The sequence below is a fragment of the Pantoea sp. X-Soil-TKNS-1211 genome, from assembly GCF_059730495.1.
The window spans coordinates 190835-213930 of the sequence record NZ_AP035954.1; the positions used below are offsets into that span (position 1 = coordinate 190835).

20 protein-coding genes are annotated in these 23096 nt (G+C 51.7%); 13 read left to right on the forward strand and 7 right to left on the reverse strand.

Annotation, left to right across the window (positions count from 1 at the left end; genetic code table 11):
• The first annotated feature begins 52 nt into the window (after nucleotides 1-52).
• A complete protein-coding gene (locus AC6I8W_RS21360) occupies nucleotides 53-958 on the forward strand; it encodes an alpha/beta fold hydrolase (RefSeq protein WP_497838663.1) in 906 nt (301 codons plus the stop codon).
• A gap of 276 nt (nucleotides 959-1234) precedes the next feature.
• Here the strand turns inward: AC6I8W_RS21360 and AC6I8W_RS21365 are convergent, their stop codons facing one another.
• Nucleotides 1235-1660, reverse strand: coding sequence for a VOC family protein (locus AC6I8W_RS21365; protein ID WP_480372247.1), 426 nt, complete (start codon nucleotides 1658-1660; stop codon nucleotides 1235-1237).
• Between the two features lie 134 nt (nucleotides 1661-1794).
• On the opposite strand from AC6I8W_RS21365, the gene AC6I8W_RS21370 reads away from it, so the two are divergent.
• The 5 genes from AC6I8W_RS21370 to AC6I8W_RS21390 all read left to right on the forward strand — a co-directional run bounded on the left by AC6I8W_RS21370 (nucleotide 1795) and on the right by AC6I8W_RS21390 (nucleotide 6952).
• A complete protein-coding gene (locus AC6I8W_RS21370) occupies nucleotides 1795-2658 on the forward strand; it encodes a LysR family transcriptional regulator (protein ID WP_497838664.1) in 864 nt (287 codons plus the stop codon).
• Between the two features lie 218 nt (nucleotides 2659-2876).
• A complete protein-coding gene (locus AC6I8W_RS21375; RefSeq protein ID WP_497838665.1) occupies nucleotides 2877-4334 on the forward strand; it encodes a pyridoxal-dependent decarboxylase in 1458 nt (485 codons plus the stop codon).
• Nucleotides 4335-4365: 31 nt separating this feature from the next.
• Nucleotides 4366-5007, forward strand: a complete 642-nt coding sequence (locus AC6I8W_RS21380; RefSeq protein ID WP_497838666.1) for a GNAT family N-acetyltransferase — start codon at nucleotides 4366-4368, stop codon at nucleotides 5005-5007.
• A 180-nt stretch (nucleotides 5008-5187) separates the two neighbouring features.
• Complete coding sequence (locus AC6I8W_RS21385) at nucleotides 5188-5913, forward strand: helix-turn-helix transcriptional regulator (protein ID WP_497838667.1); 726 nt, start codon at nucleotides 5188-5190, stop codon at nucleotides 5911-5913.
• 307 nt (nucleotides 5914-6220) lie between these two features.
• Entirely contained in the window at nucleotides 6221-6952 is a 732-nt protein-coding gene (locus tag AC6I8W_RS21390; RefSeq protein ID WP_497838668.1) for a helix-turn-helix transcriptional regulator, read from the forward strand.
• A 57-nt stretch (nucleotides 6953-7009) separates the two neighbouring features.
• Here AC6I8W_RS21390 and AC6I8W_RS21395 read toward each other — a convergent pair whose 3' ends face one another.
• Complete coding sequence (locus tag AC6I8W_RS21395) at nucleotides 7010-9202, reverse strand: TonB-dependent siderophore receptor (protein ID WP_497838669.1); 2193 nt, start codon at nucleotides 9200-9202, stop codon at nucleotides 7010-7012.
• Between the two features lie 636 nt (nucleotides 9203-9838).
• Here AC6I8W_RS21395 and AC6I8W_RS21400 point away from each other — a divergent pair.
• From AC6I8W_RS21400 to AC6I8W_RS21415, 4 genes are read left to right on the forward strand one after another with little or no spacing between them, the layout of a single operon-like run.
• A complete protein-coding gene (locus tag AC6I8W_RS21400; protein ID WP_497838670.1) occupies nucleotides 9839-10735 on the forward strand; it encodes an ABC transporter substrate-binding protein in 897 nt (298 codons plus the stop codon).
• The gene (locus AC6I8W_RS21405; RefSeq protein ID WP_497838671.1) at nucleotides 10732-11655 is read left to right on the forward strand and encodes an amino acid ABC transporter permease; all 924 of its coding nucleotides are present in this window, start codon (nucleotides 10732-10734) and stop codon (nucleotides 11653-11655) included. Before AC6I8W_RS21400 ends, AC6I8W_RS21405 begins: the two co-directional genes overlap by 4 nt.
• On the forward strand, nucleotides 11648-12409 hold the full coding sequence (locus AC6I8W_RS21410) for an amino acid ABC transporter ATP-binding protein (protein WP_497838672.1): 762 nt from the start codon (nucleotides 11648-11650) through the stop codon (nucleotides 12407-12409). The genes AC6I8W_RS21405 and AC6I8W_RS21410 overlap by 8 nt, the downstream gene beginning before the upstream one ends.
• Nucleotides 12410-12442: 33 nt before the next feature.
• Nucleotides 12443-14728 (forward strand): molybdopterin-dependent oxidoreductase, encoded by a 2286-nt coding sequence (locus AC6I8W_RS21415; protein ID WP_497838786.1) that lies wholly within the window; start codon nucleotides 12443-12445, stop codon nucleotides 14726-14728.
• Nucleotides 14729-14774: 46 nt separating this feature from the next.
• Here the strand turns inward: AC6I8W_RS21415 and AC6I8W_RS21420 are convergent, their stop codons facing one another.
• The 3 genes from AC6I8W_RS21420 to AC6I8W_RS21430 are packed head-to-tail and all read right to left on the reverse strand — an operon-like array spanning nucleotide 14775 to nucleotide 17787.
• Nucleotides 14775-16094, reverse strand: a complete 1320-nt coding sequence (locus AC6I8W_RS21420) for an MmgE/PrpD family protein (RefSeq protein ID WP_497838673.1) — start codon at nucleotides 16092-16094, stop codon at nucleotides 14775-14777.
• Nucleotides 16091-17245, reverse strand: coding sequence for an amidohydrolase (locus AC6I8W_RS21425; RefSeq protein ID WP_497838674.1), 1155 nt, complete (start codon nucleotides 17243-17245; stop codon nucleotides 16091-16093). Before AC6I8W_RS21425 ends, AC6I8W_RS21420 begins: the two co-directional genes overlap by 4 nt.
• Nucleotides 17242-17787, reverse strand: coding sequence for a GNAT family N-acetyltransferase (locus AC6I8W_RS21430; protein WP_497838675.1), 546 nt, complete (start codon nucleotides 17785-17787; stop codon nucleotides 17242-17244). The genes AC6I8W_RS21425 and AC6I8W_RS21430 overlap by 4 nt, the downstream gene beginning before the upstream one ends.
• 270 nt (nucleotides 17788-18057) lie before the next feature.
• On the opposite strand from AC6I8W_RS21430, the gene AC6I8W_RS21435 reads away from it, so the two are divergent.
• Genes AC6I8W_RS21435 through AC6I8W_RS21445 form a run of 3 tightly spaced genes read left to right on the forward strand, consistent with a single transcriptional unit; the run spans nucleotide 18058 to nucleotide 21693 of the window.
• Nucleotides 18058-19128 carry an iron-containing alcohol dehydrogenase family protein gene (locus tag AC6I8W_RS21435; protein WP_497838676.1) on the forward strand — a complete coding sequence of 357 codons (1071 nt, stop codon included), beginning with the start codon at nucleotides 18058-18060 and terminating at the stop codon, nucleotides 19126-19128.
• Between the two features lie 48 nt (nucleotides 19129-19176).
• The gene (locus tag AC6I8W_RS21440) at nucleotides 19177-20478 is read left to right on the forward strand and encodes an LLM class flavin-dependent oxidoreductase (RefSeq protein ID WP_497838677.1); all 1302 of its coding nucleotides are present in this window, start codon (nucleotides 19177-19179) and stop codon (nucleotides 20476-20478) included.
• A gap of 15 nt (nucleotides 20479-20493) precedes the next feature.
• On the forward strand, nucleotides 20494-21693 hold the full coding sequence (locus AC6I8W_RS21445) for an aminotransferase class I/II-fold pyridoxal phosphate-dependent enzyme (RefSeq protein WP_497838678.1): 1200 nt from the start codon (nucleotides 20494-20496) through the stop codon (nucleotides 21691-21693).
• A gap of 41 nt (nucleotides 21694-21734) precedes the next feature.
• Here AC6I8W_RS21445 and AC6I8W_RS21450 read toward each other — a convergent pair whose 3' ends face one another.
• Together AC6I8W_RS21450 and AC6I8W_RS21455 are read right to left on the reverse strand one after the other, a co-directional pair.
• Nucleotides 21735-22412: a type 1 glutamine amidotransferase domain-containing protein gene (locus tag AC6I8W_RS21450; protein ID WP_497838679.1), complete on the reverse strand. Its 678-nt coding sequence runs from the start codon at nucleotides 22410-22412 to the stop codon at nucleotides 21735-21737.
• 179 nt (nucleotides 22413-22591) lie between these two features.
• A complete protein-coding gene (locus tag AC6I8W_RS21455; protein ID WP_497838680.1) occupies nucleotides 22592-22993 on the reverse strand; it encodes an H-NS family histone-like protein in 402 nt (133 codons plus the stop codon).
• Nucleotides 22994-23096: the final 103 nt, after the last annotated feature.

Consider the following 23096-nt stretch of genomic DNA (forward strand, 5'->3'; position numbering starts at 1 on the left):
AATTTTTTACCTAATAAGGAAATGATTATTTCCTAAATAACTGGAGGTTTGAATGTCTGATACTGTGAACGCCCAACCCTGGTCACAACCGGTGGTACATTTGCCTGGCTTTGCTCATCACTATGCCACAGTGGAGGGGGTTCGGCTGCACTACGTCAGCGGTGGCAATCCGCAGGGTGAGATATTGTTGCTGCTGGCCGGTTTTCCGCAAAGTTGGTACGCCTGGCATCAGGTAATGGCGCAGTTGGCCGATCGCTATTTTATCATCGCGCCAGATTTGCCTGGCCAGGGTGATTCCGACAAACCGCAAGCCGGTTACGATACTGAGGCGCTGGCGGAGAAGGTTCATGGTCTGATGCAGCGACTTGAGCACCCGCGTTATTACCTCGCTGCACATGATGTGGGAGCCTGGGTTGCCTGGCCGTATGCCATGCGCTATAGCCGGCAGGTGATCAAACTGGCGCTGCTGGATGCGGGCATTCCGGGGATCACCTTGCCTGAGGCGCTTCCTGCCACGCCAGATAAAGCCTGGAAAACCTGGCATTTTGCCTTCCATTTATTGCCGGATCTGCCGGAGGCTTTGATCAGCGGGCGTGAGGAGATCTACCTGGAATGGTTTTTACGGCGGAAAACCGCCAGTCCAATGGTGTTCAGCGACGCTGATATGGCGGAATATGTGCGTCTGTTACGCCAGAATGGCGCGTTGCGCGCCGGGCTGGCGCCGTACCGGGTGGTGACACAGTCGGCGGCACAGAACCGAGCGCTGCGTGAGCAGGGCAAACTGACGCTGCCGTTGCTGGCAATCAGCGCCGATCAGGGGTCCATCCCCGATATGGCGACGCCGTTGCGTCAGTTTGCCGATGACGTCACCGGGATCACCATCGCCCATAGCGGCCATTTCATCCCGGATGAACAACCGCTGGCGCTGGCTGCGGCACTGGCGCGCTTTTTCCGTTAAACCCGCAAACTGGCAACGTCAACGCGTGTGCCGCTGGCAGAGGAGCGCACCATCGCTTCGATGATTTGCTGATTTTCCAGGCCGAAGCGGAAATCCGGGAAACATCCGGTGCCCCGATAACGGGCAAATGGGACGCGCGGCAGGCATCAACATCACGCCGTTTAGTTTATTTATTCGTGAGAACTGCCCGGCAGGGACTGAGACGTAGCGGTGCGATTTATCGCGCTCTTTTGGGGCTTTTAAAATCCACGCGATAAATCGTGCCGCTACAAAATCTTATTTGGCAAACAGCTGGCTCATATCTTTAAACGCTTTGAATTCCAGCGCGTTGCCGCAGGGATCGAACAGGAACATGGTGGCCTGTTCGCCAACCTGGCCTTTAAAGCGAATATAGGGTTCGATAACGAATTTGGTGTTGAACCCACGCAGGCGATCCGCCAACGCTTCCCACTCATCCCAATGCAGAATGATGCCGAAGTGCGGCACGGGCACATCATGGCCGTCGACCGGGTTGGAATGCACATTCTCCTGCGATGCGGTTTTGGGGTGTTCGTGGATCACCAACTGATGCCCGTAAAAATCAAAATCGACCCATTGGGCGCTGGAACGACCTTCCGCCAGACCAAAAATGGTGCCATAGAAGGTGCGTGCCGCATCAAGATCGTAAACCGGGATAGCAAGGTGAAACGGGGAAAGGCTCATAATGTCTCCAGCAGCAAAAGGAAGGGGCGATGCGCCGCTGGCTGCGGCGTCTGGTGAAAATCATACGAATGGTTTTGTTTGAATAAAAACAATATATAGTTGGGATTAATACAAATAATTTTTGAGTATCAGCGATGATTCGTGAACTGAAAACCTTCATGGTGGTGGTGCAGGAGGGTAACTTTGCTGCTGCGGGTGACAAAATTGGTCTCACCCAGGCGGCGGTGAGTGCCCAGATGCTCAGGCTGGAAGCTGAATTGGGTTTTGATCTGTTTGACCGAAGCGGGCGTAGCGCCAGACTTAACCTGCGCGGGCAACAGCTACTGCCGCAGGTGGATGAACTGCTGACGCTGTACCGCCATCTCGGCGATAAGGCCGAATTACCTCGCCCGGCAACTCGCGTCACCCTGGGCGCGATTGCCTCTATCCAGCGTTCGCTGTTGCCCTCGGCGCTCACGCGCTTTCATAAGCAGTTTCCCGGTTGTCAGACGCGCATTGTGCCGGGATTGTCGCTGGAACTTGTCAATCTGGTGGATGCAGGGGAGCTGGATCTGGCGGCGGTGATCCGCCCGCCGTTTGCGTTGCAGGCCGATTTACACTGGACAACCTTGCGTCGTGAGCCCTATCGATTGATTGTGCCACGGCACTTGACCGGAGATGAACCGACACAACTGCTGGCGACGCAGCCGTTTATCCGTTATGACCGCACCTCTTTTGGAGGACGTCAGGTGGACCGTTATCTGCGCGAACGCGGCATCAGCGTGCAGGAATTGTGTGAAGTGGATGAGTTGGAAGCGATTGTCAAGCTGGTGGCAAATGGGTTGGGGGTAGCGCTGGTGCCACAAACCCAGGCGACACCACGCTGGCCGAAGACGGTGAGGGTGGTGGAGATGGGGGCGGAGACCTTTTATCGTGAGGTAGGGCTGGTACAGCGGGCTGGGCAGGTGAATGCTGAGCTAGCGGGGGAATTGGGACGTTTACTGGTAGAGGCGGGGTAGGGGGAGCTTTCAGTCTAATAAATGGAATATAATTTCGTTATTGAATTTATATTATTGATGATCTTAGCTCATTCACTGATGTAAATTATTGCGTTATGCACGCCGAAAATATTCTGTTATATGGAATTTCAAGATTTGAATTCCATGAGAATATCCTATAAAGCGTTGTTGCTTGTGGTTATTGATGCTAAACGTCCACACCTTCATGGAGAATGCTTATGGAAAAAATTATAGACGATAAAAATGAAAAGATAGTCACATCCATAGCAAAAAAAATTCGTCACGACATACCTCGAAATGACTATCATTCTTTTGAATCCACGGATGCTGATTTATCCAAAAGAGCCCAGGAGCGACTCCAGGAAATCTATAAGAATGCATTGAGTCGACAGGCTTTTTCATTGGGGTATCCTGTTAATCAACAACTGGATTACTCAGCAATTGCTCCTTTTTTAAATCTTCATATTAATAATGCTGGGGACCCTTATGCTGCCAGCTCAACATTACTACATTCACGGGAGCTGGAACGGGAAGTTCTGGAGTATTTTGCCAATCTTTGGCATGCCGAACCTCGTAGTCCATTAACGCTTGAATCGTTTTGGGGGTATATGTTGGCCATGGGTTCCACTGAAGGTAATTTATATGCTATGTGGAGTGCTCGTGAGTACTTTCAAGAGAAGTTTGTTTCTGGTGAATTAAATATTGAAACGTCGTGCAGCCCTGTTCTTTATTTTTCTCAGGAATCGCATTACTCATTAGAAAAAAGTGCGAATATTTTAGGTATAGATACTTTTCAGCAGGCGGGTAATGCGTATTATCCGGGGGAGTGCCCTATAACAGAAGATGGTCACTGGCCACATGGTGTGCCTGTGGATGAGCATGGCGGGGTTGATCCAAACCAACTTGAAATACTTGTGGGTTTCTTTGCAAGTCACGGCCATCCTCCTATTATTGTGCTCAATGTGGGGTCAACATTTCAAGGGGCCTTCGATGATGTGAAGTTAGTCTGGGAACGAATATCACCCAGCCTAAAACGGAATGGATTCTGTACTCAAACCGATGGTCTTAGTCGTCCGGATCTCTGGATACATATTGACGGTGCACTCGGTGCTGCGTATTTGCCTTACTTAGAATTAGCGTATGAGAAGAACTTGAGTCAGATAAAGGGTGGGGTTTTTGACTTTCGCCTTCCTTGGGTGAGTTCCATTGTGATGAGTACGCATAAATGGTTTGGTGCTCCATTCGTTTCAGGTATTTATATGAGCAAAGAAAAATACCGTATGCACCCTGCCACTCTGCCAGAATATATCGACTCTCCTGACACAACTTTATGTGGTAGTCGAAACGGGCTGTCAGCGCTACTACTGTGGTATGCAATATCCTCGATTACCCCGGAAAAACAAGCAGCTATCGCCGTGAGATGTGAACAGCTTGCGGCGTATGCCTATGAGCGGATGCAAGACATCAAGAGAATTCATCCAGACTTTCGTGTCACTCGGGGACCACAGTCGCTGGTTGTTTTGTTTTCCAGACCGTGTAATGAAATATTCAACAGATTTCAACTAAGTGGCAGAGGTGAGTTAGCTCATGTCGTAGTAATGCCTCATGTTACATATTCTGCAATTGATTGCCTGATTGATGCCTTGAAGAAATCAGATGTGTTTTCTGATTGTTAAAAATAATGATAACAAAATTAAGGAGAGAAAGATGAAATGTAGGCATGCTAAAAATTCGGATTTAAAACATGTCTGTAATCTTTTAGCGGATGAGTTTTATAACGATCCTGTGCTTAGATTCGCTTTTACCCATGTAAATAGAGAACAACGTTTAGCAAAGTTGAGGTTTTTTTTTAGAATTTATATTAATCTGGCAATAAAATTCGGTGGTATTCTTCTTGCTGAAAACGATGTAGGCGTACTGGTCTATTTTCGCCCTGAACTGATGGCTATAGGGGATGAAGAAAATAAGAGGATCGATTGTCTGCTGCGACAGGAATGTGGTTCCGACTATGAACAAGTTATTGCATTGATGAATGGACTTAACCACTATCATCCTCATAAATACCCTCATTTTTATGTATTTGTTATTGCTGTCAGAGGATCATACCGTCGTAAAGGTGTCGCTACAGGGTTACTTGCAACACTTAATGCCATGCTTGATCGTGAGACGATGGCTTGTTACGCAGAATGTACGGCATTAACGACTCAACATCTCTTTGAACAGCTCGGTTACAGCAACATTACTCCTCCACTAATTATCGAAGGGTTTCCCCGTTTGTTTCCTGTTTGGCGAGAACCTGCTGTTTTGGCACTCAAGAGCGCAGGTCGTGATATGACTTTGCGAATTTGACGAAGAAATGTCGTCATCGTTGGGCCAGCTTTTTTATGGTTGTCCCAACTTATTCTTTGAATAGTCTTCATGAGATATGCCATAACTGCCAATGAAATACTATAATTTGAGCCAGAGCATGGTTTGGATTAAGATTTCAACTTAACTTAGATAGCCTGTCACAACTTTAAGGAGTAGTTTATGGGTTTCTTCTCAAATATTGAAAAAAATAATCATATACAGCAGCATTTAGAAAAGAACCTTGTAAAGTACCCAGGGATTGATTATGCGTATTTTTTAATGAACAAAAAAAATATAGATGAAATAGTTATTATTAGTAGCATTTCAAAGTATTTTGACGAGGTCTATTTGGCAAACAAACACCAAAGCATAGACCCTATAATTATCAATGCGCTGAACAGAGTGGCTCCAATTATTTGGGATGAGAATTTAATGATTAATTCTCAATGGACAATCAATAAGATTTTTAATGCCGTGAAGCCGTTTTATAACATTGTCAGCGGGCAAACTTTTGTTTTGCATGACTATAATAATAATCTGGTGCTACTATCATTATATATTAACAAGTATTTGATGGCTGATATAAACGAAAAAGCAATAAAAGACAGAAATGATCTTCAGGGTCTACTGATTGATACTCATGAAATAATGCTTCATCTTTACCGTGATGAAAGTGAAAAACATAAAAGTGAAGAAAACATGCTTTCTTCTCGAGAGAATGAAATTCTCTACTGGAGTAGCACCGGAAAAACTTATCCGGAAATAGCACGCATGTTGAATATTACTGTTAGTACAGTTAAATTTCACATGGGGAAAATTGTTAGGAAAATGGGTGTTAATAATGCCAAGCATGCTATAAGCCTTGCAATTGAATTAAATATAATATCCCATCCGACTGGATTGTAATGTTTTTATATTAGGACTAAAGGTATGAGTTTTTACTCCAAACAATGTATTGAGAAGCGAGGTAGCTCGGCTGCCAAGCTCTTTATGACGTCCTTAGCATTTTTCATCTTGCTAATCAGTTGATTGTATTTTCTATATATTTGATTTTATTGATATTTAATGTTATTTTATGAGTTGATTCTGATAAAGGTGCTTTACAAGTTGGTGCATGCTCGCGTAACCTTCAAGCTAGAGGATTTATGAAAAATTAATAGCATCTACAATGCTTAGGAAGTTAGAATAATGAAGGTTCTTGAGGAATGCAGTAATGAGTAAGAATTTTTATTCAGATTCCGAAAAAAATGAACAGGTCAAGGCTAGTATTGAAAGAAACATTAAAAAATATGCCGATGTAAACTATGCATATGCTGTAATGAATAAAAGAAATATGGATGATATTGTTGTCATCAGTGATATCCCTGATTATTTTGAAAGTGTTTATCTGAAGAATAGATATCAAAGTATCGACCCTATTATCATTAATGCATTGAATCGCGTCTCTCCTGTCGTATGGGATGAGACTCTAATTGTTAATTCGCAATGGACCATCAGGAAGATTACTGACTCACTAAGGCCTGATTATAATATTGTAAGTGGTCATACATTTGTATTGCATGATCAAAATAATAATCTGGCAGTGTTGTCTTTATATGTTAATAAATTCCTCATGCCTGAAGTTGATGAAAAGGTAAAGAAACATAGAAATGATTTTCAGGGTATTTTGATTGATACTCATGAAATGTTGCTTCATCTTTATCATGAAGAAAACAACAGAATTCATCGTCACGATGACACACTCTCCATCCGCGAAAACGAAATCCTCTACTGGAGCAGCACCGGTAAAACCTACCCTGAAATCGCCCGCATGCTGGATATCACGGTAAGTACCGTCAAGTTCCATATGGGCAAAATCGTCAAAAAACTCGGTGTAAATAACGCGAAACATGCCATCAGCCTGGCGATTGAACTTAATATTATCTCCCACCCATCGGGAAGGTAATTCCTCAACAGATAAATCCCTTCCTGCCAGTGTGATACCGGCAGGAAGGTTTGAACATCAAAACGACACCGTCACCCCAGCATAATAAGCACGTCCCGGCTCGTTATAGGTTGATGCACCATCGTTTTCACGATAAACCCGCTTATCAAACAGGTTGTTGATACCCGCGTTGGCACGCAGATTTTTGGTGATATCGTAATTTACGTTCAGGCCAAAAATGGAGTAGGGGCTGATTTCTCGATTAGAAATGGCACCCGACTCGTTACGGATCTCGGCGTACTGGCGCGGTTTCTGACGGCCATACTGTGTCCAGTTGATATTGGCATCCAGCTTCTCGGTGACCTGCCAGTCCAGCTGTGAGTTGATGGTGAATTCAGGGATCACCGACAAGGGGTTACCGGTCTTCTTACTTTCCGAACGGAACATATAGGTCGCGTTGGTGCGCCACTCCAGCGTATCGCGGATCACCGGGATAGTCATGTTGCCTTCCAGACCTTCGACAATCGCTTTGCCGCCATTCTCCCAACGCAACACGTTGTATCCATTTGAGGTGTAACCTACGGCCTCGTCACCCGCGACGATTTTATTTTTATAATCATTGCGGAACCAGGTAATACCGGCGGTGTAACCCTCATTATGGAACTCAATACCCACTTCTTTATTGACGCTAATTTCCGGATCCAGGTTCTCATTACCCAACAGATAGCAGCTACCGGTAGAAATACCCACCGGGCAACCATTGCCACGGGTAGAGAGTAAATAACCTTCAGTGGATTGATACAGGTTCGGTGCTTTAAAGGCGCGAGCGATACCGGCTTTCAGGGTGAAATATTCGCCGAGTCCCTGAGAAATATTCAGGCTCGGACTCCAGTTAGCACCGAATTTATCGTGATAATCGAAGCGCAGACCAGGAATGATCTCGGTGCTGTCGGTGGCAGCGATATTATCTTCAAAATAAAGGGAACTGATGGTGGCACTATTTTTACTATTGCGCGAGGCCGGATTACCGGAAACCCCATCAATAATCACGCCGGACGCATCGGTTGCCGTCATGGACGCGGGATCATTCAACTCATCACGATTCCACTCCGCACCCAGGGTAACGGTTTGATCAACCAATAACTCCACCGGGAAATTAACCTCACCACCCGCACGATAACTTTCGAGGCGGCTGGTTGCGTAATCGTTGCTGTTGATCATTCCTTCAACGCGGCCTGTCGACCCTTCTTGCAGGCGGGTATTGTTGGTTTTCTCATAGTTAAAATTAAGTTTTGAGGTACCCCAGTCCCAGATGCCGTTATAGGTCAGCCCATAACTCTGGCGGTACATCCGGTTAGTTTCATCACCATACAGTGATTCAACCAAGCCATCCGGGCTGATGTTGCCGTTGCTGTATTGCGTATCACCCGCATAGATATTGCCCTGGCGGCTATAGCCATAGCTAAAATCGACAATTTGCAGTGGGGTGATTTTCCAGGATAACACCGTGTTGATGTCTTTATTTCGTACACCCTCGCGGCCTGCGGCATAGGAACCGTTTTCTGCGGTATTGATGTTGTAAGCATCCGCATCGGTTTTATTGATGTTGCCATACAGACGCATGGTCAGCGCATCGCCTGCCAATGGTCCGCTCAGGCTAAAGTTTGCGCGCTTGGTCGCCCCTTCTTTATCATCTTCCGGCTGATTGGTGAACAGCGACAATGAACCGTGCCAATCGTTGGTTGGGCGTTTGGTAATGATATTCACCACGCCGCCAGCGGCTCCCGACCCGTAGCGCGATGCAGCCGGACCACGGATGACTTCGATGCGATCAACCATTTCGGCAGGCACCCAATTGGTATCGCCGCGCGTATCACGTTCACCGCGCCAGCTATATCGCACGGAGTTGCGCGAGCTAACAGGGACACCATCAATCATGATCAAGGTGTTTTCTGGACCCATGCCGCGAATATCGATCTGACGGTTATTCCCCCGGCTGCCGCTGGCGCTGTTGCCGGTGAGGTTTACGCCTGGCATTTTACGAATAATGTCGGACAAATCGTTAACTGGAGGACTTTTCCGAATGTCTTCTGCTGTGATGGTTGAAACCCCCGGCTGTTGCTTCAGTTCCTCTTCCGCCGTGACGATCATCGATTCATCGTCAGCCAGTTTTTCAGTTGGCTCCTCATTGGCGGCATAAGCTGACGTACTCAGCAGGCTGGCCAAAAACAGCGCGACAGGTCGCTTTTGGCTACATCTGGTTACATTCACTTAAGTTTTCTCCCTGATATGTTAACGTTTGTAAGTAAATGCGCATGATAATGAGAATAATTATCATTGTACATATTGAGTAAGGAATCTCCCTGGTTTCTCCTCAATTGGTCAATAATCATTCAATTCTCATGGGGAAGAGCGATTTAATTACAACATACAGAAAGTTGGAATAATTCCTGACGTTGCTGATAATTGTTGCGCTGTTCTGAGTAAATTTTGCTGCGGAGAAATTTTATCAGGTACCCAGGGTTATTTGGTGATGGACGTTTGTCCTCGCGCGTTTTGCGATCGCTTAGAAAACATGGTTATGTCTAAGAATAAAAAGAGAGGTGAGTGCTGCTTTTGTAGCCCATTGATTCTCTGCCAAAATCCCTGTAATTCCGCTGCTGACAACAACTCCGTGCCCTCTGGGACTCACTGAAAAGCTCTATTGCCAGTTTTCGGCAATAGATATCTGTTTTTCGCATTTGTGATCCCTGCATATATTCACTGAAAATGACGCCGGGACATTACGAGGATGAATAAACCCGTAAGGCACAAAATAAATGTGGCTTATGAGGTGAAAAATACATCGCTACCTCCAATGCCTTTTCCCGCTGGGAAAACATTTTAAATATCAGGAGAAAGGTTCCAGTGAAATTCGCAAAAGGAATGACCCTTTTCGCACTTGCTCTGAGTGCGCACACCACGTTTGCCGCTGAACAATCTGTTCCCACCGACAGCTCAGTCCATGTTAAAGCCGATCCGGCGCTGAAAAGCCTGTTACCTGCGGATATCGTGAAACGTGGCTACATTGTTGCCGGAACCAACCCCAACACGCCGCCGACCACTTTCTATAAAGAAGACAACAAAACCCTGGCTGGTCGTGAAATCGACATTATGAATGCGGTGGGCGAGCGCCTCGGTATTCCGGTGCACTGGCAAGATACCGGCGGTTTTGACAACATCATTCCCGGCCTCAAAACCGGTCGTTATGATGTTGCGTTATCAAACATCAACGCCACGCCGACCCGTCTGAAACAAATTGATTTTGTTGGCTATTATAACGCCAGCCTGTTGGGCATTATTTCGCAGAAAGACGCCAATATCCCACCATTCAAATCGCTCAGCGATGTCTGTGGTAAAGAAGTCGGTGCCGGTTCAGGTACCACTCAGGTAACACGCCTGGAAGAAGCCAGCAAAGCCTGTGAAGCCGCTGGCAAGCCACCGATTAAAGTGTCCGTGTTCCCGGATCGTCCGGCAGGTGTACAGGCTGTCGTCAGTGGACGTGTCCCGATGTTCCTCGGCCCGTATGAAGGTCTGCTGTGGCAGGTCAAAGTGATTAAACCTCTGACCATGAGCGGCGAAATCACGGTTAATGACGCCCCAGTTTCAGTTGCTTTCCCGAAAGAGTCACCACTGGAACCGGCTGTTCAGGCCGCCCTGAACTCCTTAATTAAAGATGGCAGCTACAAGAAAATCCTTGATAACTGGGGGATTGGCTTTGGCGCTGTGACCGAAGCTAAACGCAACGAAGAGATCTTTAAATGAGTGATTTTCACGACCACACCGACGATCTGAAGATCGTCGGCAAACGCTACTACGGACGCTGGCTGAGTGCGCTGGTGGTACTGTTGTGCGTGGTGGCGATGGCGCACTCCATGATCAACAACCCGCGTTTTGAATGGGGGGTGATTGCGGAGAACTTCACCGGCCCGTCCATTTTGCAGGGTGTATTGATGACACTGCAACTCACCGCGATTTCCGTGGTGTTGGGGTTTGCCTTCGGCACGGTACTGGCGTTGATGCGTTTGTCATCCAACCCGGTACTGGTTGCGGTGAGCTGGGCTTATACCTGGTTCTTCCGTGGTGTGCCGATGCTGGTACAGCTGTTTCTCTGGTACAACATTGCCGCGCTCTATCCCAAAATTGCGCTATCGATCCCGGGATTGGGTGAGATCTGGAGCGCGCAGTCCAACTCGCTGGTGAGTCCGTTCAGTGCGGCAGTGATCGCGCTGGTTATGCATCAATCCGCTTATGCGGCAGAAATCGTGCGCGCGGGGATTCAGAGTGTCGGCAATGGTCAGTTGGAAGCTGCCCGTGCCCTGGGCTATCGTCCGGCGCAGATCTTCCGTCATACCGTATTGCCTCAGGCGATGCGCGCGATTATGCCGCCTGCCGGTAACGAAATTATCGGGCAGTTGAAAACCACGGCGGTAGTTTCAGTGATTTCGCTTCAGGACGTGTTGTTTTCCGCGCAGATTATTTACCAGCGCACCTATGAAGTGATCCCGCTGCTGTTGGTCGCAACCTTATGGTATCTGCTGATGACTTCGGTCCTGTCGATTGGACAATATTATGTCGAGCGCTATTTTGGTCGCGGCGTGACACGTCGTGAGAAGCGCAGCCTGTGGCAGTTGCTGCCACGTTTTTCTGCCACCAAGAGCGAAAGGAGCGTGAGCAATGGCTGAGGCAATCGCGCTGCGTAAGGTGACCAAACGTTTCTCCGGTGTCACCATCCTGGATGAAGTCAATCTCGATATTCCGGCTGGTTCAGTAACGGTGATCCTGGGCCCCTCCGGTTCCGGGAAATCGACGCTACTGCGTTGTATCAACCATCTGGAAAAGTTGGATGGCGGTACCATCCGTATCGGCGGCGAAATGGTGGGGTATAAGCAGAAAGGCCAGGCGCTGCACGAACTGAGCAGTGGCGCTATTGCACGTCAGCGTGCGGAAATTGGTATGGTCTTTCAGCAGTTTAACCTGTTTCCGCATCGTACCGTGTTGCAGAACATCATCGATGCCCCGATGCGCGTTAAAAAACAGAGTCGCCAGCAGGCCACCAGCAAAGCGTTGGCATTGCTGAAGCAGGTAGGCCTGTCTGGTCGTGAAGAGGAATGGCCGCAAAATTTGTCCGGTGGTCAGCAGCAGCGTGTGGCGATTGCGCGTGCGCTGGCAATGGATCCGGGCGTGATGTTGTTTGATGAACCCACATCCGCACTCGATCCCGAACTGGTGGGTGAAGTATTGCAGGTGATTAAACAGTTGGCGCATTCCGGTATCACTATGGTGATCGTCACACACGAAATTGGCTTTGCCCGTGAAGTGGCAGACAACATCGTGTTTATGGAAGGCGGCAAGATTGTCGCGGCCGGTCCAACTCAGCAAGTATTCGACGACCCGGAAAACGGGCGTGTCAGAAACTTTATTGCAACGGTGCTTTAAGCACCGTTTTTCTTTTTTTAGCCAGGAACAATGATGACGCAGAAACCGGTAATGCACAGCGCACACTGGGGGGCCTTTCATGCCCGACAGCAGGGCGATCAACTCACCATTGAGCCATTCCACCGCGATCCCGATCCCAGCCCGTTGTTACAAAACTTCCGTCGCGCCCTCAATCACCCGGCCCGCGTGGCGCGTCCGATGGTACGCCGTGGTTGGCTGGAAAATGGCCCCGGGCCGGATCAACGCCGTGGTAACGATGATTATGTTGCCGTCAGTTGGGAAGAAGCCTATACCCTGGTGGCAAACGAATTAAAGCGTGTTGGCGACAACTATGGCCCGGAAGGCATTTTTGGTGGCTCTTACGGTTGGTCGAGCGCGGGGCGTTTCCACCATGCGCAAAGTCAGGTGCACCGTTTTCTGAATACTACCCTTGGCGGCTATGTCCGTTCGGTTAACAGCTACAGTTCCGGTTCGGCGTCTGTATTGTTGCCGCATATCGTTGGCGATATGACCGAGATTGCCCGGCGCGGCGTCAGTTGGGAAGAGATCGCCCAACACAGCGACGTCGTGCTGGCCTTTGGCGGTCTGGCGCTGAAAAATTCGCAGGTTGCCAGTGGCGGCTTGAGTGAACACACCGAACGTGGCTTTATGCAGCAGGCCGCACAGCGCGGTACTCGCTTTATTTCTGTCAGTCCGTTGAAAAGTGATCTGCCGGATGAAGCGCAGGGGGAGTGGCTGGCGCTGCGTCCGGGAACTGACGCGGCGTTTATTCTTGGCGTGTTATCAGTCCTGATTGAAGAAGGGTTGACCGATGAAGCCTTCCTCGCGCGTTACACCGTCGGCTGGCCGCAGATGGTGGCGTATATTCGCGGCGAGGAGGACGGTACGGTACGCGACGCCCGCTGGGCTGCGGCGATTTGTGGTGTCGATGCGGCGTTTATCAGCCAATTTGCCCGTAAGCTACCGGGCAAGCGCGTACTGGTGACGGTGGCGCATGCCTTGCAACGTGCCGAACATGGCGAGCAGCCGGTATGGTTGGGGCTGGTGCTGGCGGCGGCATTGGGGCAACCCGGTTTGCCCGGCGGTGGTTATACCTACGCGCTCGGCGCGCTCGGTCATTACGGTAAGCATCATAATCTGGTCAGTTTCCCGGCTTTGCCGCAGGGCAAAAATGGTATCGATCGCCTGATTCCGGTGGCGCGCATCGCGGATATGCTGCTCAACCCCGGGACGCAGTTTGACTACAATGGCCGCCGTCTGACCTATCCGCATATCCGTCTGGCTTACTGGGCGGGTGGCAATCCGTTCCATCATCATCAGGATTTGGCTCGCTTACGCCAGGCTTTTTGCCAGTTGGATACGCTGATCGTGCATGAAATTGCCTGGACGGCCAGCGCCAGACACGCCGACATTGTGTTGCCCGCCACCATGACGCTGGAACGTGAAGACATTGGCGGCGCGCCGACCGATCGCCATTTATTCGCCATGCAGCCAGTAGCACAACCTTACGCTGAAGCGAAAGATGATTATGTGATTTTCAGTGAACTGGCTCGCAGACTCGACAAGGAAGCGGCATTTACCGAAGGTCGCGATACCCGTGGCTGGTTGCAGCATCATTACCAGCAGTTGCAGGAAAAACTTGCCACGCATCAGGTGACACTTCCGGAGTTTGACCAGTTCTGGCAACTGGGTGTGCTGGAGCTACCGCAGTTGAAGGACGGTGGGCGCATGATTAACGCTTTTCGCGCCGATCCTGATGCCTCACCGTTGCCGACGCCCAGTGGGAAAATCGAGATCTACTCGGCGACCATCGCCAGTTTTGCCTACGAAAACTGTCCCGGACATCCGGTATGGCGTGAACCGCAGCAACAACCGAACGATGAACATCCGTTTTGGCTGATCGCCAATCAGCCTGCCACGCGTCTGCATAGCCAGTTAGATTTTGGTGATTATAGCCTGAGCGGTAAACGTGATGGCAGGGAGGTATGTAGCCTGAATCCGCTGGATGCGGCTCGATTAGCCATCAATGATGGTGACATCATTGAGCTATACAATCAGCGGGGACATGTGCTGGCCAGTGCACGCGTCACCGATACCATTATGCCTGGCGTGGTTCAACTGCCGACCGGTGCCTGGTACGATCCGGTTGATCCCACCGCCGCACGGCCGCTGTGTCGTCATGGCAATCCCAACGTGTTGACGCTGGATATTGGCACCTCGGCATTAGCTCAGGGCTGTAGCGGGCAAATTACTGTGGTGCAGGTGAGGAAGTACGCCGGGGAACTCACGCCGGTGCAGGCGTTTATTCCACCTTGCTAAGCCATCCGTAGCGGCGCGATAAATCGCGCCGCTACGCTGAACATATTTATGCTCGCAACAATTCAGCTAACGTTTGCAAATCTTCCGACGTGCTCAAGGCGCAACTCCCCAGTATCAATGCCTGGTTTTCCGGCGTTTCCTGCCCCAGCGCCAGCCGCAGTTTCCCCGCCACATCCACCGCATCGGCCAGTGATTCCTGACGGGTACGACGTTGACGCAGTTGCGTACCGCCTTTAAGTGACAATGTCACCTCATGAAAGCGTAGCGCCGGATTGATCGCATCCGGTGGCGCGGAATCATCGGGTGTACGCCTTACTTTTGCCGCCAGCGGCATCACCTCATGGTTGAGGTCGCCTTCAGCAAAATCCTGCAAACGCAGGTCGTCGTAGATCAGCATCGCGGCGATAACATATTCGAGGCTGAAGCGTGCTTCAATACCGTTGCCCGGCACCTGCACTGAAGCCGCAATGTCGCCACCCGGCGGGAACGCGACGCTAATCTCGACGATATTATCCAGTAATGCCTCAAGCGACTGCCCGCTTGCCAGCCATTCTTGCCGCAAGATGCGTGTGGCTTCGGCGGCGCTATGGGTGCCAGCGCAGGTCGGGAAGGGTTTGAACTCCAGTCCCGGTGAGTTGATACGCCAGGGTTCGCCCCAGTTTGCCACCAATTTTCCTGGCTGCGCCTGACCGTTGCTGCTGGCCGCGAGGAAGGCCTCAATCACCCCCTCTTGTTTGCCATCCATGCCTGCCAGGGTCAACTGCGCGGCGGCCACCGCCTTTTCCGCCGCAAAACCGGCGTGCAATGGCTTAATAGCCGAACCAAACTGCGCCCGCAGACCGCTCGCCTGGGTGGTGGCGATGCCTAATAACGTCGCGCTGGCGGCAACATCCAACCGCAGAAAACGTGCCAGCGCAGCAGCAGCAGCGAGGGTGCCGAGGGTGGCGGTGTTGTGGTAGCCCAACGCGTAATGCTGCTGACTGGCAGCCAGTCCGAGTCGTCCGGCCACCTCCACGCCGATGGCGTAGGCATCGAGGAACTGCTCAAGTGTCGCTCGCGGCTGGGACTGTTGCCAGGCAAACAGCGCGGGCAGGATCACCACGCTCGGATGACCACGAAAATCGGCATGGAAATCATCGTAATCCAGCGCATGGCCGGCATAGCCCAGCAGCAACGCCTGGGAACGGATGCTGCCATCGCTGTAAACGGAACGTAGCGCCGGTAAACCGCTGTCTGGCACCTGGCCGCGTAGCACCGGCCAACTTACCGCGACGAAATCGCGAATGCCTTCACGCGCCTTGCTTTGCGCCAGTTGATCGGGCTGGCTGTGAACAATCTGTTCGGCCAGCGCGGTTGTCAGGGTCATGACTGCGATTCCAGGCTGTGCAATGCGGCTAGCGCGAGGTTCGCCAGATAACGTGAAGTGGGCAGCAACACCTCATCATTAATACGAAACGCCGGGTGATGCAGCGCATACGGCTCACCGGTGCCAATCATCATAAATGCGCCAGGCAATTGCTGTTGGTAGAAGGCAAAATCCTCGCCAATTGGACTGGCTTCCACCACGCGCGCTTCAAAGCCGCTGGCACTGGCCTGCTGTAAGCCGAAATCGGCCCAGTATGCATCGTTAACCACCGACGGTGGCCCGGCATGCCAGTTAAATTTAACCACCACACCAAAGGCGGCACCGATACCCTGCACGATTTCGCTGAAGCGTTGCTCCAGACGTTCGCGGGTGCTTTGTGAGAACGAACGCACCGTGCCTTCCAGCCAGGCGCTGTCGGGAATTACGTTCCAGGTACTGCCGCTGTGCACCTGGGTAATGGACACCACGGCATTATCCGCCGAGGGCGCGTTGCGGCTGATCAGCGTTTGCGCCGCCGCGATAATCTGCCCGGCGACGATGATCGGATCATTACCTTCATGCGGTTTGGCGGCATGGCTGCCGATGCCGGTAATGGTGATATCAAAACGGTCCACGGCAGCGGTGAGCGGTCCGGCTTTGCTGCCGATGACGCCAGCGGGCAGTGAGGGATCGTTATGGATGCCGAAGATTGTTACCGCATCCTGCAATGCACCAGTGGCAATCACGTCCGGGGCACCCTGACCGGTCTCTTCAGCTGCCTGGAACAGAATTCTCACACGTCCCGGCAGGGTGGCTTCCTGCTGCTTGAGCAGAATCGCCGCACCGAGCGCGGCAGAACTGTGAAAATCGTGACCGCAGGCGTGCATCACGCCAGGGCGTTCAGAACGAAAGCTGACGTCCGATTGTTCTTCAATCGGCAGGGCATCGATATCCGATCGCAGCACCAGTAGCGGCCCTTGTTGCGGACCGACTTCGGCCACCAGGCCGGTTTTCAGCGGCAGATCAAGGATACGGATGTGGTGCTGCTCCAGCTGCTGGCGCAGACGGGCGGTCGTTTCGAATTCCTGGTTTGAGAGTTCGGGAAAACGGTGCAATTCATGGCGGAAAGCGACGAGATAGTCTCCCAGCGCGGTTTCATCAATGGTACTCATGCCTTGTTCCCTTGTTGTGCTGCCTGACGCGTCAGCCAGGCATCATGTGCGCTTTCATCCAGCACTTTCTTCATATATAGCGTGATATGACCTTTACCCAGATCGGTGGTATGCATCGGGTGGAAGCCGCGCTTCAGGTACATCTCCTTCAACCATGGGTGGCTGATGGCGGTGCCAAGCGACACCGCTGGTGCGCGCAACTGACCCATGATGATCTCCTGTTCCAGCCAGTCCTGAATTTTACGACCAAACTGTTGGCCGGGATAATCCGGGTGTGCGCCAAACCAGCCAATATGCGGTAAGCCAAACGGACCGGGCAACGGTCCCCACGGATAGCGGATGGTGATGGAAGAGACCATTTCACCCTCGGCGTATAGCCCGTAAACCCCATGGCTTTGCAGATGGCGTAACGTTTTTTCCCGATCGGCACTGGCGGCATCGAACTTAATCCCCAGCGCTTTGGTGGACGCGTAAGCGGCATGCATCAGCGCCTGGTAGGTTTCAACTTCGTCTTCTCTGACCTGGCGAAAATCGAGTTGCATAGTATTCCCCGAAAAAAACCGCCATGCTGGCGGATAATAAGCTACGCATTTAAGGGTATTGAGATTAACAGCAAAGGCTATGCGCGCTATATCTAAAAAATAACTAAGCTAATGCATATTTGTGAAAATGAAATCGCCGCTTTTTTATTGCTTAAATCGTTATTTACCGTAGTATGCAGAAAACATACAGCGCTATAACAAATTCGCATTAACTCTCTGTAAAAACTCCATTTTATCCGTTATAGCCTTTCTTTTTATCAGGGTAACGCCGTGTTAGCGATTAAATCTCCGCGCGCCTATGCGCATGAGGCGGGCCTGCGTGCACGTGCTGGTGAGTTTATTAAACCTTACGCCACGCATATCCGCATCTTCACTTCTCCCCACGCGTGGCAGGCGGTTAATCCAGAATTGACCACCAGTCTTGAGGTTAATGGCATCCGCTGGCAGCTGGAATATCTGCACGGTGAATGCACCGATGACGCCATCGCCACCTTAAAACACAACACCGAACAGCAGGGCGCAGAACTGTTGTTTGCCATTGGTGGCGGACGCGTATTGGACGCCGCCAAAGCCGTCGGTAGCCAGTTGGCAGATTTGAAGGTGATTAATTTCGCCACTCTCGCCGCCACCTGTGCTGCCTGGTCGCCAGTCGCTATTATTTACACCCCGGAGGGTGGACATGTGCGCAGCCAGGCACTTGGCAAAATGCCGGAACTGGTGCTGGTGGATAGCGAAGTCATCGCACGTAGTGACGTGCGCTATCTGAAGGCAGGTATTGTCGATGCGCTGGCAAAATACTACGAATTCCGTCCTTATCAACGTCACAATCCCGATGACCTCGCGCTTGACCTCAAGGTGATGACCGCGTTGCGCGCGCTGGATACCTATCGTCAGTTTGGTGCTGAGGCGGTTGCCGCCAACCAGCAGCAGCAAGTCACGTCCGCGTTGGTGAAGGTGATTGATGCCAATATCGTGCTGGCTGGGCTGGCGAACAGCGTACGCGACGAGCTGCCCACGCCAGGTTTTGCCCACGCCATTCATAATCGCCTGACACACCAGCCGGAGCTGCACCACTGGCTGCACGGCGAGAAAGTCGGCTACAGCCTGCTGGTCCAGTCGTTGATTGAGCATGATGGCGTACCGGATGCTGAACTGCTGGCTTTGCTGCGCCAATACGATATGCCGCTGACGTTGGCCCCGCTGAGTGGCGATCGCGCTGGCCGTATACGTACCCTCGCGCAACAGATCAAATTCCCGGCCGCCAGTGCCGAACGTCTGCCGTTTACCGTGTCCGCTGAGACGCTGGAACAGGCTTTGCTGGCAACCGATAACGCATTTTAAGCGTGCGCTGCGGCGCACATTTTACTTTTACAGACCAGGACATTTTTTATGGACAGCGCAACATCTTCACGTCGCCTGCGACTCGGCCTTTTCGTACAACCGGTTGGACAACATGTCAGTGGCTGGCGTTTGACGCAACAACTCGGCGATCCTACCGATATCGACTGGCTGATCACCATCGCGAAAAAAGCTGAAGCGGGCAAATTTGACCTGTTTTTTGTCGGTGATGCGCTGGCGACCAGCATGTATCGCCTGCCTTCCACTATGGCACGCCTTGAACCGCTGACCATGTTGTCGGCCCTCGCGGTCAATACCAAACGCATTGGCCTGGCAGCCACGGCGTCAACCACCTTCAGCGATCCGTTCACCATGGCGCGCAGCTTCTCCTCGCTGGACCACATCAGCCGTGGTCGCGCCGCGTGGAACGTGGTGACCTCGTTCTCCACCGATGTCGCACGTAACTTTAGCCGCAACGATATGCCGAATCATGCCGAGCGCTATGCGCGGGCGCGTGAGTTCCTGGAAGTGACATATAAATTGTGGGAAGGCTGGGAAAAGGATGCGGTACAACCGAACAAAGCTACCGGCCAATATTTTATTGATGACAAGATCCAGCCGATCAACCACGAAGGCGAGCATTTCCAGGTGCAAGGCCCGCTGAACATCACCCGCTCACCGCAGGGTCGTCCGGTGATTATCGAAGCCGGTTCCTCAGCCGATGGTCAGAAACTGGCGGCGGAAACTGCCGAAGTGATCTTTACCGCGGCGGCCAGCCTCGAAGAAGCACAGGCTTTCTACCGTTCGCAGAAAGACCAGGTGATTGCTGCCGGTCGTAACCCTGATCATGTGGTGATTATGCCTGGCGTGATGCCGATTGTCGGCCACACCCGTGAAGAAGCCAAAGCGCTGTGGAAAGAACTGAACACCCTGGTGGATATCGAAAACGGTCTGCGTCAGCTGTCGCTGCGTTTCAGCATGGATCTGAGCCAGTACCCGCTGGATGGGCCGGTGCCAGAAGTGCCGTTGGGTGAAGGTAACCAGAGCCGCGTGAAGCTGATGACTGATATGGCGAAACGCGAAAATCTGACGCTGCGTGAACTGGCCGCCGTCGCTGCCGGATCGCGTGGACATCGGGTGATTGTCGGTACTGCCGAAGATATCGCCGATGATTTCCAGCTGTGGCTGGAGCACGGTGGCGCGGATGGTTTCAACATCATGCCTGCCATTATGCCGGAGCAGCTTGACCTGTTCGTCGAACTGGTGATCCCGGAACTGCGACGTCGCGGCTTGTTCCGCGATGAGTACGAATTTGCCACCCTGCGCGAAAACCTCGGTCTGCCCGTGGTGTAATCACTGGAGAACAGCATGGTCACCTTATCAAAGCGTGTGCAATCCGTGTCTCTCTCTGCCAATGCTGCGGCGCGTCAGTTGACGCGCCAGCTTAAAGAACAGGGCGTGGATATTCTCGACCTCACCACCGGGGAACCTGATTTTGATACTCCGCCACATATCCGTCAGGCAGCTGTGGTGGCAATGGAAGCGGGTGAAACACGCTATACACCCACGCCCGGCACTACGCCACTGCGTAAAGCGGTACAGCAGAAACTGGTGCGGGAGAATCAGTTGCAGTACGAGGTGGAGCAGATCGCCATTGCCAATGGTGCCAAGCAGATCATCTTCAACGCCTTTGCCGCCACATTAAACGAAGGTGATGAGGTGATTGTGCCGGTGCCTTACTGGCCGACCTTCCCGGATAGCGTACGTTTTAATGGTGGCGAACCGGTATTGCTGGCATGCCCACTGGAGCAGCAGTACAAGTTACAACCGCAGCAACTGGCTGCGGCTATCAACCAGAAAACTCGCTGGCTGGTGCTGAACAATCCGGGTAATCCCTCGGGTATGGTGTACAGCAAGGAAGAGTTAACCGCGCTGGCGGCGGTGCTACGCGATCATCCCGATGTGCTGATCATGCTGGATGAGTTGTATGAACATATTCTGTTTGATGGTCGTCAGCACGTTAGCCTGCTGCACGTGGCACCGGATTTAGCGCCGCGTATTTTGCTGGTGGGTGGCGTGTCGAAAACCTATGCCATGACCGGCTGGCGCATTGGTTTTGGTGCCGGACCGAAAAAATTGATCGGTGCCATGACGGTGGTGCAATCACAAAACAGCTCCGGTGCCGGTGCCATCAGCCAGGCCGCTGCGGTGGCTGCGTTCAACGGTGGACTCGATTTTCTGCCGCCGCAGAGGGAAGCGTATCAGCAACGGCGTGATGCCATCATGGCAACGTTGAGCCAGGTGCCGGGTATTGATGTGCTCAACCCGGAAGGGGCGTTCTTTATTTTCTGCCGCTGCGCCGGTTTGCTGGGGAAAACCCGCCCGGATGGCAAACGGCTGGCGAGTGAGGACGACGTGCTCAATTACCTGCTGGAAAGCGGGGTGTCCGGTGTGGCTGGCAGTGCCTACGGTTTGTCGCCGTATTTTCGCCTGTCGATTGCCACGGATATCGCGAGTGTGACTGAGGCGGGCAAGCGTATAGCCCGCGCTTGCGCGGCGTTGGTTTAATGGTTCCTGTTGCGGCGCGATTTATCACGCCGCAACAGAGGTTAGTTTTGCAACACCTGCACCATGGCTTTGCCGACGCTGGCTGCCGATTGTGGATTCTGCCCGGTCACTAAACGACCATCGACTGAGACCTGATCCTGCCAGGCTGCCGCGCCCTCAATGATTGCCCCTTGTTGCTGCAATTTACGGGTCAGCAGGAAGGGCACCACGTCTTCCAGCCCTACAATATGTTCTTCTTCATCGGTAAAGGCGCTGACACGCTTACCGGCGACCAGCAGGCTGCCATCTTGCAACGTCACATTCACCAGGGCTGAAGGGCCGTGACAGACCGCCGCGACCACGCCATTGTGCTGCCAGATCTCGCGAGTCACGCGCTGCACGGCGGTGCTGTCCGGGAAGTCCCACATGGTGCCGTGACCGCCGACATACAAAATGCCCACGTATTGGCTTGCATCCACTTGATCCAGCACCAGCGTATGCGCCAGTTTGTGCTGGAATGCTTCATCGTGCCAGTAATGGGCGTTAACCTGGTCATCCAGCTCCACACCATACACCGGGGGCTTACCACCCGTTATCGAGGCAAAATCCACACTGAACCCCGCCTTTTCAACCTGTTCAAGCGGGTGAGTCAGTTCAGGAAGATAGAAGCCGGTTGCGCCATCGGTGGTGCCAAGTTTGTCGTGGCTGGTGAGGACGAACAGTAATTTTTTAACAGACATGATTGCTCCTTAGCAGCTGATGCGTCTGACCTGCAAGTATGACGCACGGCTAACATCAGCATCATCGTCATTGATGATTTCAGTTATCACGCTAGGTTATAACGGGGAAGGGTATGCCAGGGCAGGTTAACGACGTAACGCCTTGCCCACGGCAGGGCAAGGCACTTATTTCTGACAGATTAAATCAGAAACTCATCCAGCGAACCGCCAGCGTCGATTACGCTTTTGATCGGGGAGGGGGTACGTCCCTGGCCAGTCCAGAATTTCTCTTCACCGTTCTCATCTGTGAACTTATATTTTGCCGGACGCTGGGCGCGTTTTGCTTTAGGCTTGCTTTCGCCCTGGGCTAATTGCGCCAGTTCATTAATATCAATACCGTCGTTAAGCAGCATTTCTTTATACAACGCCAGTTTTTCTTCTTTCTCGCGCTGGGCGGCATTTTCCGCAGCCGCTTCTTCACGACGTTCGGCGATCACCGCGCTAAGCTTTTCCAGCATTTCGTTTAAAACTTCAACCTCAATATCACGCGCCTGAGCACGCAGTGTACGAAGATTGTTCAATGCCTTCAGTGCATCGCTCATAAATAAACCCTTAGTAATGGTATGACTCAATCAAAAAACGGCATTCTACGGGAAATGAGAGCAAAAGAAAATATTATGTCGCAGCCAGATTAGTCCTGAAAAA

What these genes read in the sequence shown, in the direction of transcription:
- AC6I8W_RS21360 (WP_497838663.1), top strand. Translation starts at nt 53, where the DNA reads ATGTCTGATACTGTGAACGCCCAACCCTGGTCACAACCGGTGGTACAT.
- AC6I8W_RS21365 (WP_480372247.1), bottom strand. Translation starts at nt 1,660, where the DNA reads ATGAGCCTTTCCCCGTTTCACCTTGCTATCCCGGTTTACGATCTTGAT.
- AC6I8W_RS21370 (WP_497838664.1), top strand. Translation starts at nt 1,795, where the DNA reads ATGATTCGTGAACTGAAAACCTTCATGGTGGTGGTGCAGGAGGGTAAC.
- AC6I8W_RS21375 (WP_497838665.1), top strand. Translation starts at nt 2,877, where the DNA reads ATGGAAAAAATTATAGACGATAAAAATGAAAAGATAGTCACATCCATA.
- AC6I8W_RS21380 (WP_497838666.1), top strand. Translation starts at nt 4,366, where the DNA reads ATGAAATGTAGGCATGCTAAAAATTCGGATTTAAAACATGTCTGTAAT.
- AC6I8W_RS21385 (WP_497838667.1), top strand. Translation starts at nt 5,188, where the DNA reads ATGGGTTTCTTCTCAAATATTGAAAAAAATAATCATATACAGCAGCAT.
- AC6I8W_RS21390 (WP_497838668.1), top strand. Translation starts at nt 6,221, where the DNA reads ATGAGTAAGAATTTTTATTCAGATTCCGAAAAAAATGAACAGGTCAAG.
- AC6I8W_RS21405 (WP_497838671.1), top strand. Translation starts at nt 10,732, where the DNA reads ATGAGTGATTTTCACGACCACACCGACGATCTGAAGATCGTCGGCAAA.
- AC6I8W_RS21410 (WP_497838672.1), top strand. Translation starts at nt 11,648, where the DNA reads ATGGCTGAGGCAATCGCGCTGCGTAAGGTGACCAAACGTTTCTCCGGT.
- AC6I8W_RS21415 (WP_497838786.1), top strand. Translation starts at nt 12,443, where the DNA reads ATGACGCAGAAACCGGTAATGCACAGCGCACACTGGGGGGCCTTTCAT.
- AC6I8W_RS21420 (WP_497838673.1), bottom strand. Translation starts at nt 16,094, where the DNA reads ATGACCCTGACAACCGCGCTGGCCGAACAGATTGTTCACAGCCAGCCC.
- AC6I8W_RS21425 (WP_497838674.1), bottom strand. Translation starts at nt 17,245, where the DNA reads ATGAGTACCATTGATGAAACCGCGCTGGGAGACTATCTCGTCGCTTTC.
- AC6I8W_RS21430 (WP_497838675.1), bottom strand. Translation starts at nt 17,787, where the DNA reads ATGCAACTCGATTTTCGCCAGGTCAGAGAAGACGAAGTTGAAACCTAC.
- AC6I8W_RS21440 (WP_497838677.1), top strand. Translation starts at nt 19,177, where the DNA reads ATGGACAGCGCAACATCTTCACGTCGCCTGCGACTCGGCCTTTTCGTA.
- AC6I8W_RS21445 (WP_497838678.1), top strand. Translation starts at nt 20,494, where the DNA reads ATGGTCACCTTATCAAAGCGTGTGCAATCCGTGTCTCTCTCTGCCAAT.
- AC6I8W_RS21450 (WP_497838679.1), bottom strand. Translation starts at nt 22,412, where the DNA reads ATGTCTGTTAAAAAATTACTGTTCGTCCTCACCAGCCACGACAAACTT.
- AC6I8W_RS21455 (WP_497838680.1), bottom strand. Translation starts at nt 22,993, where the DNA reads ATGAGCGATGCACTGAAGGCATTGAACAATCTTCGTACACTGCGTGCT.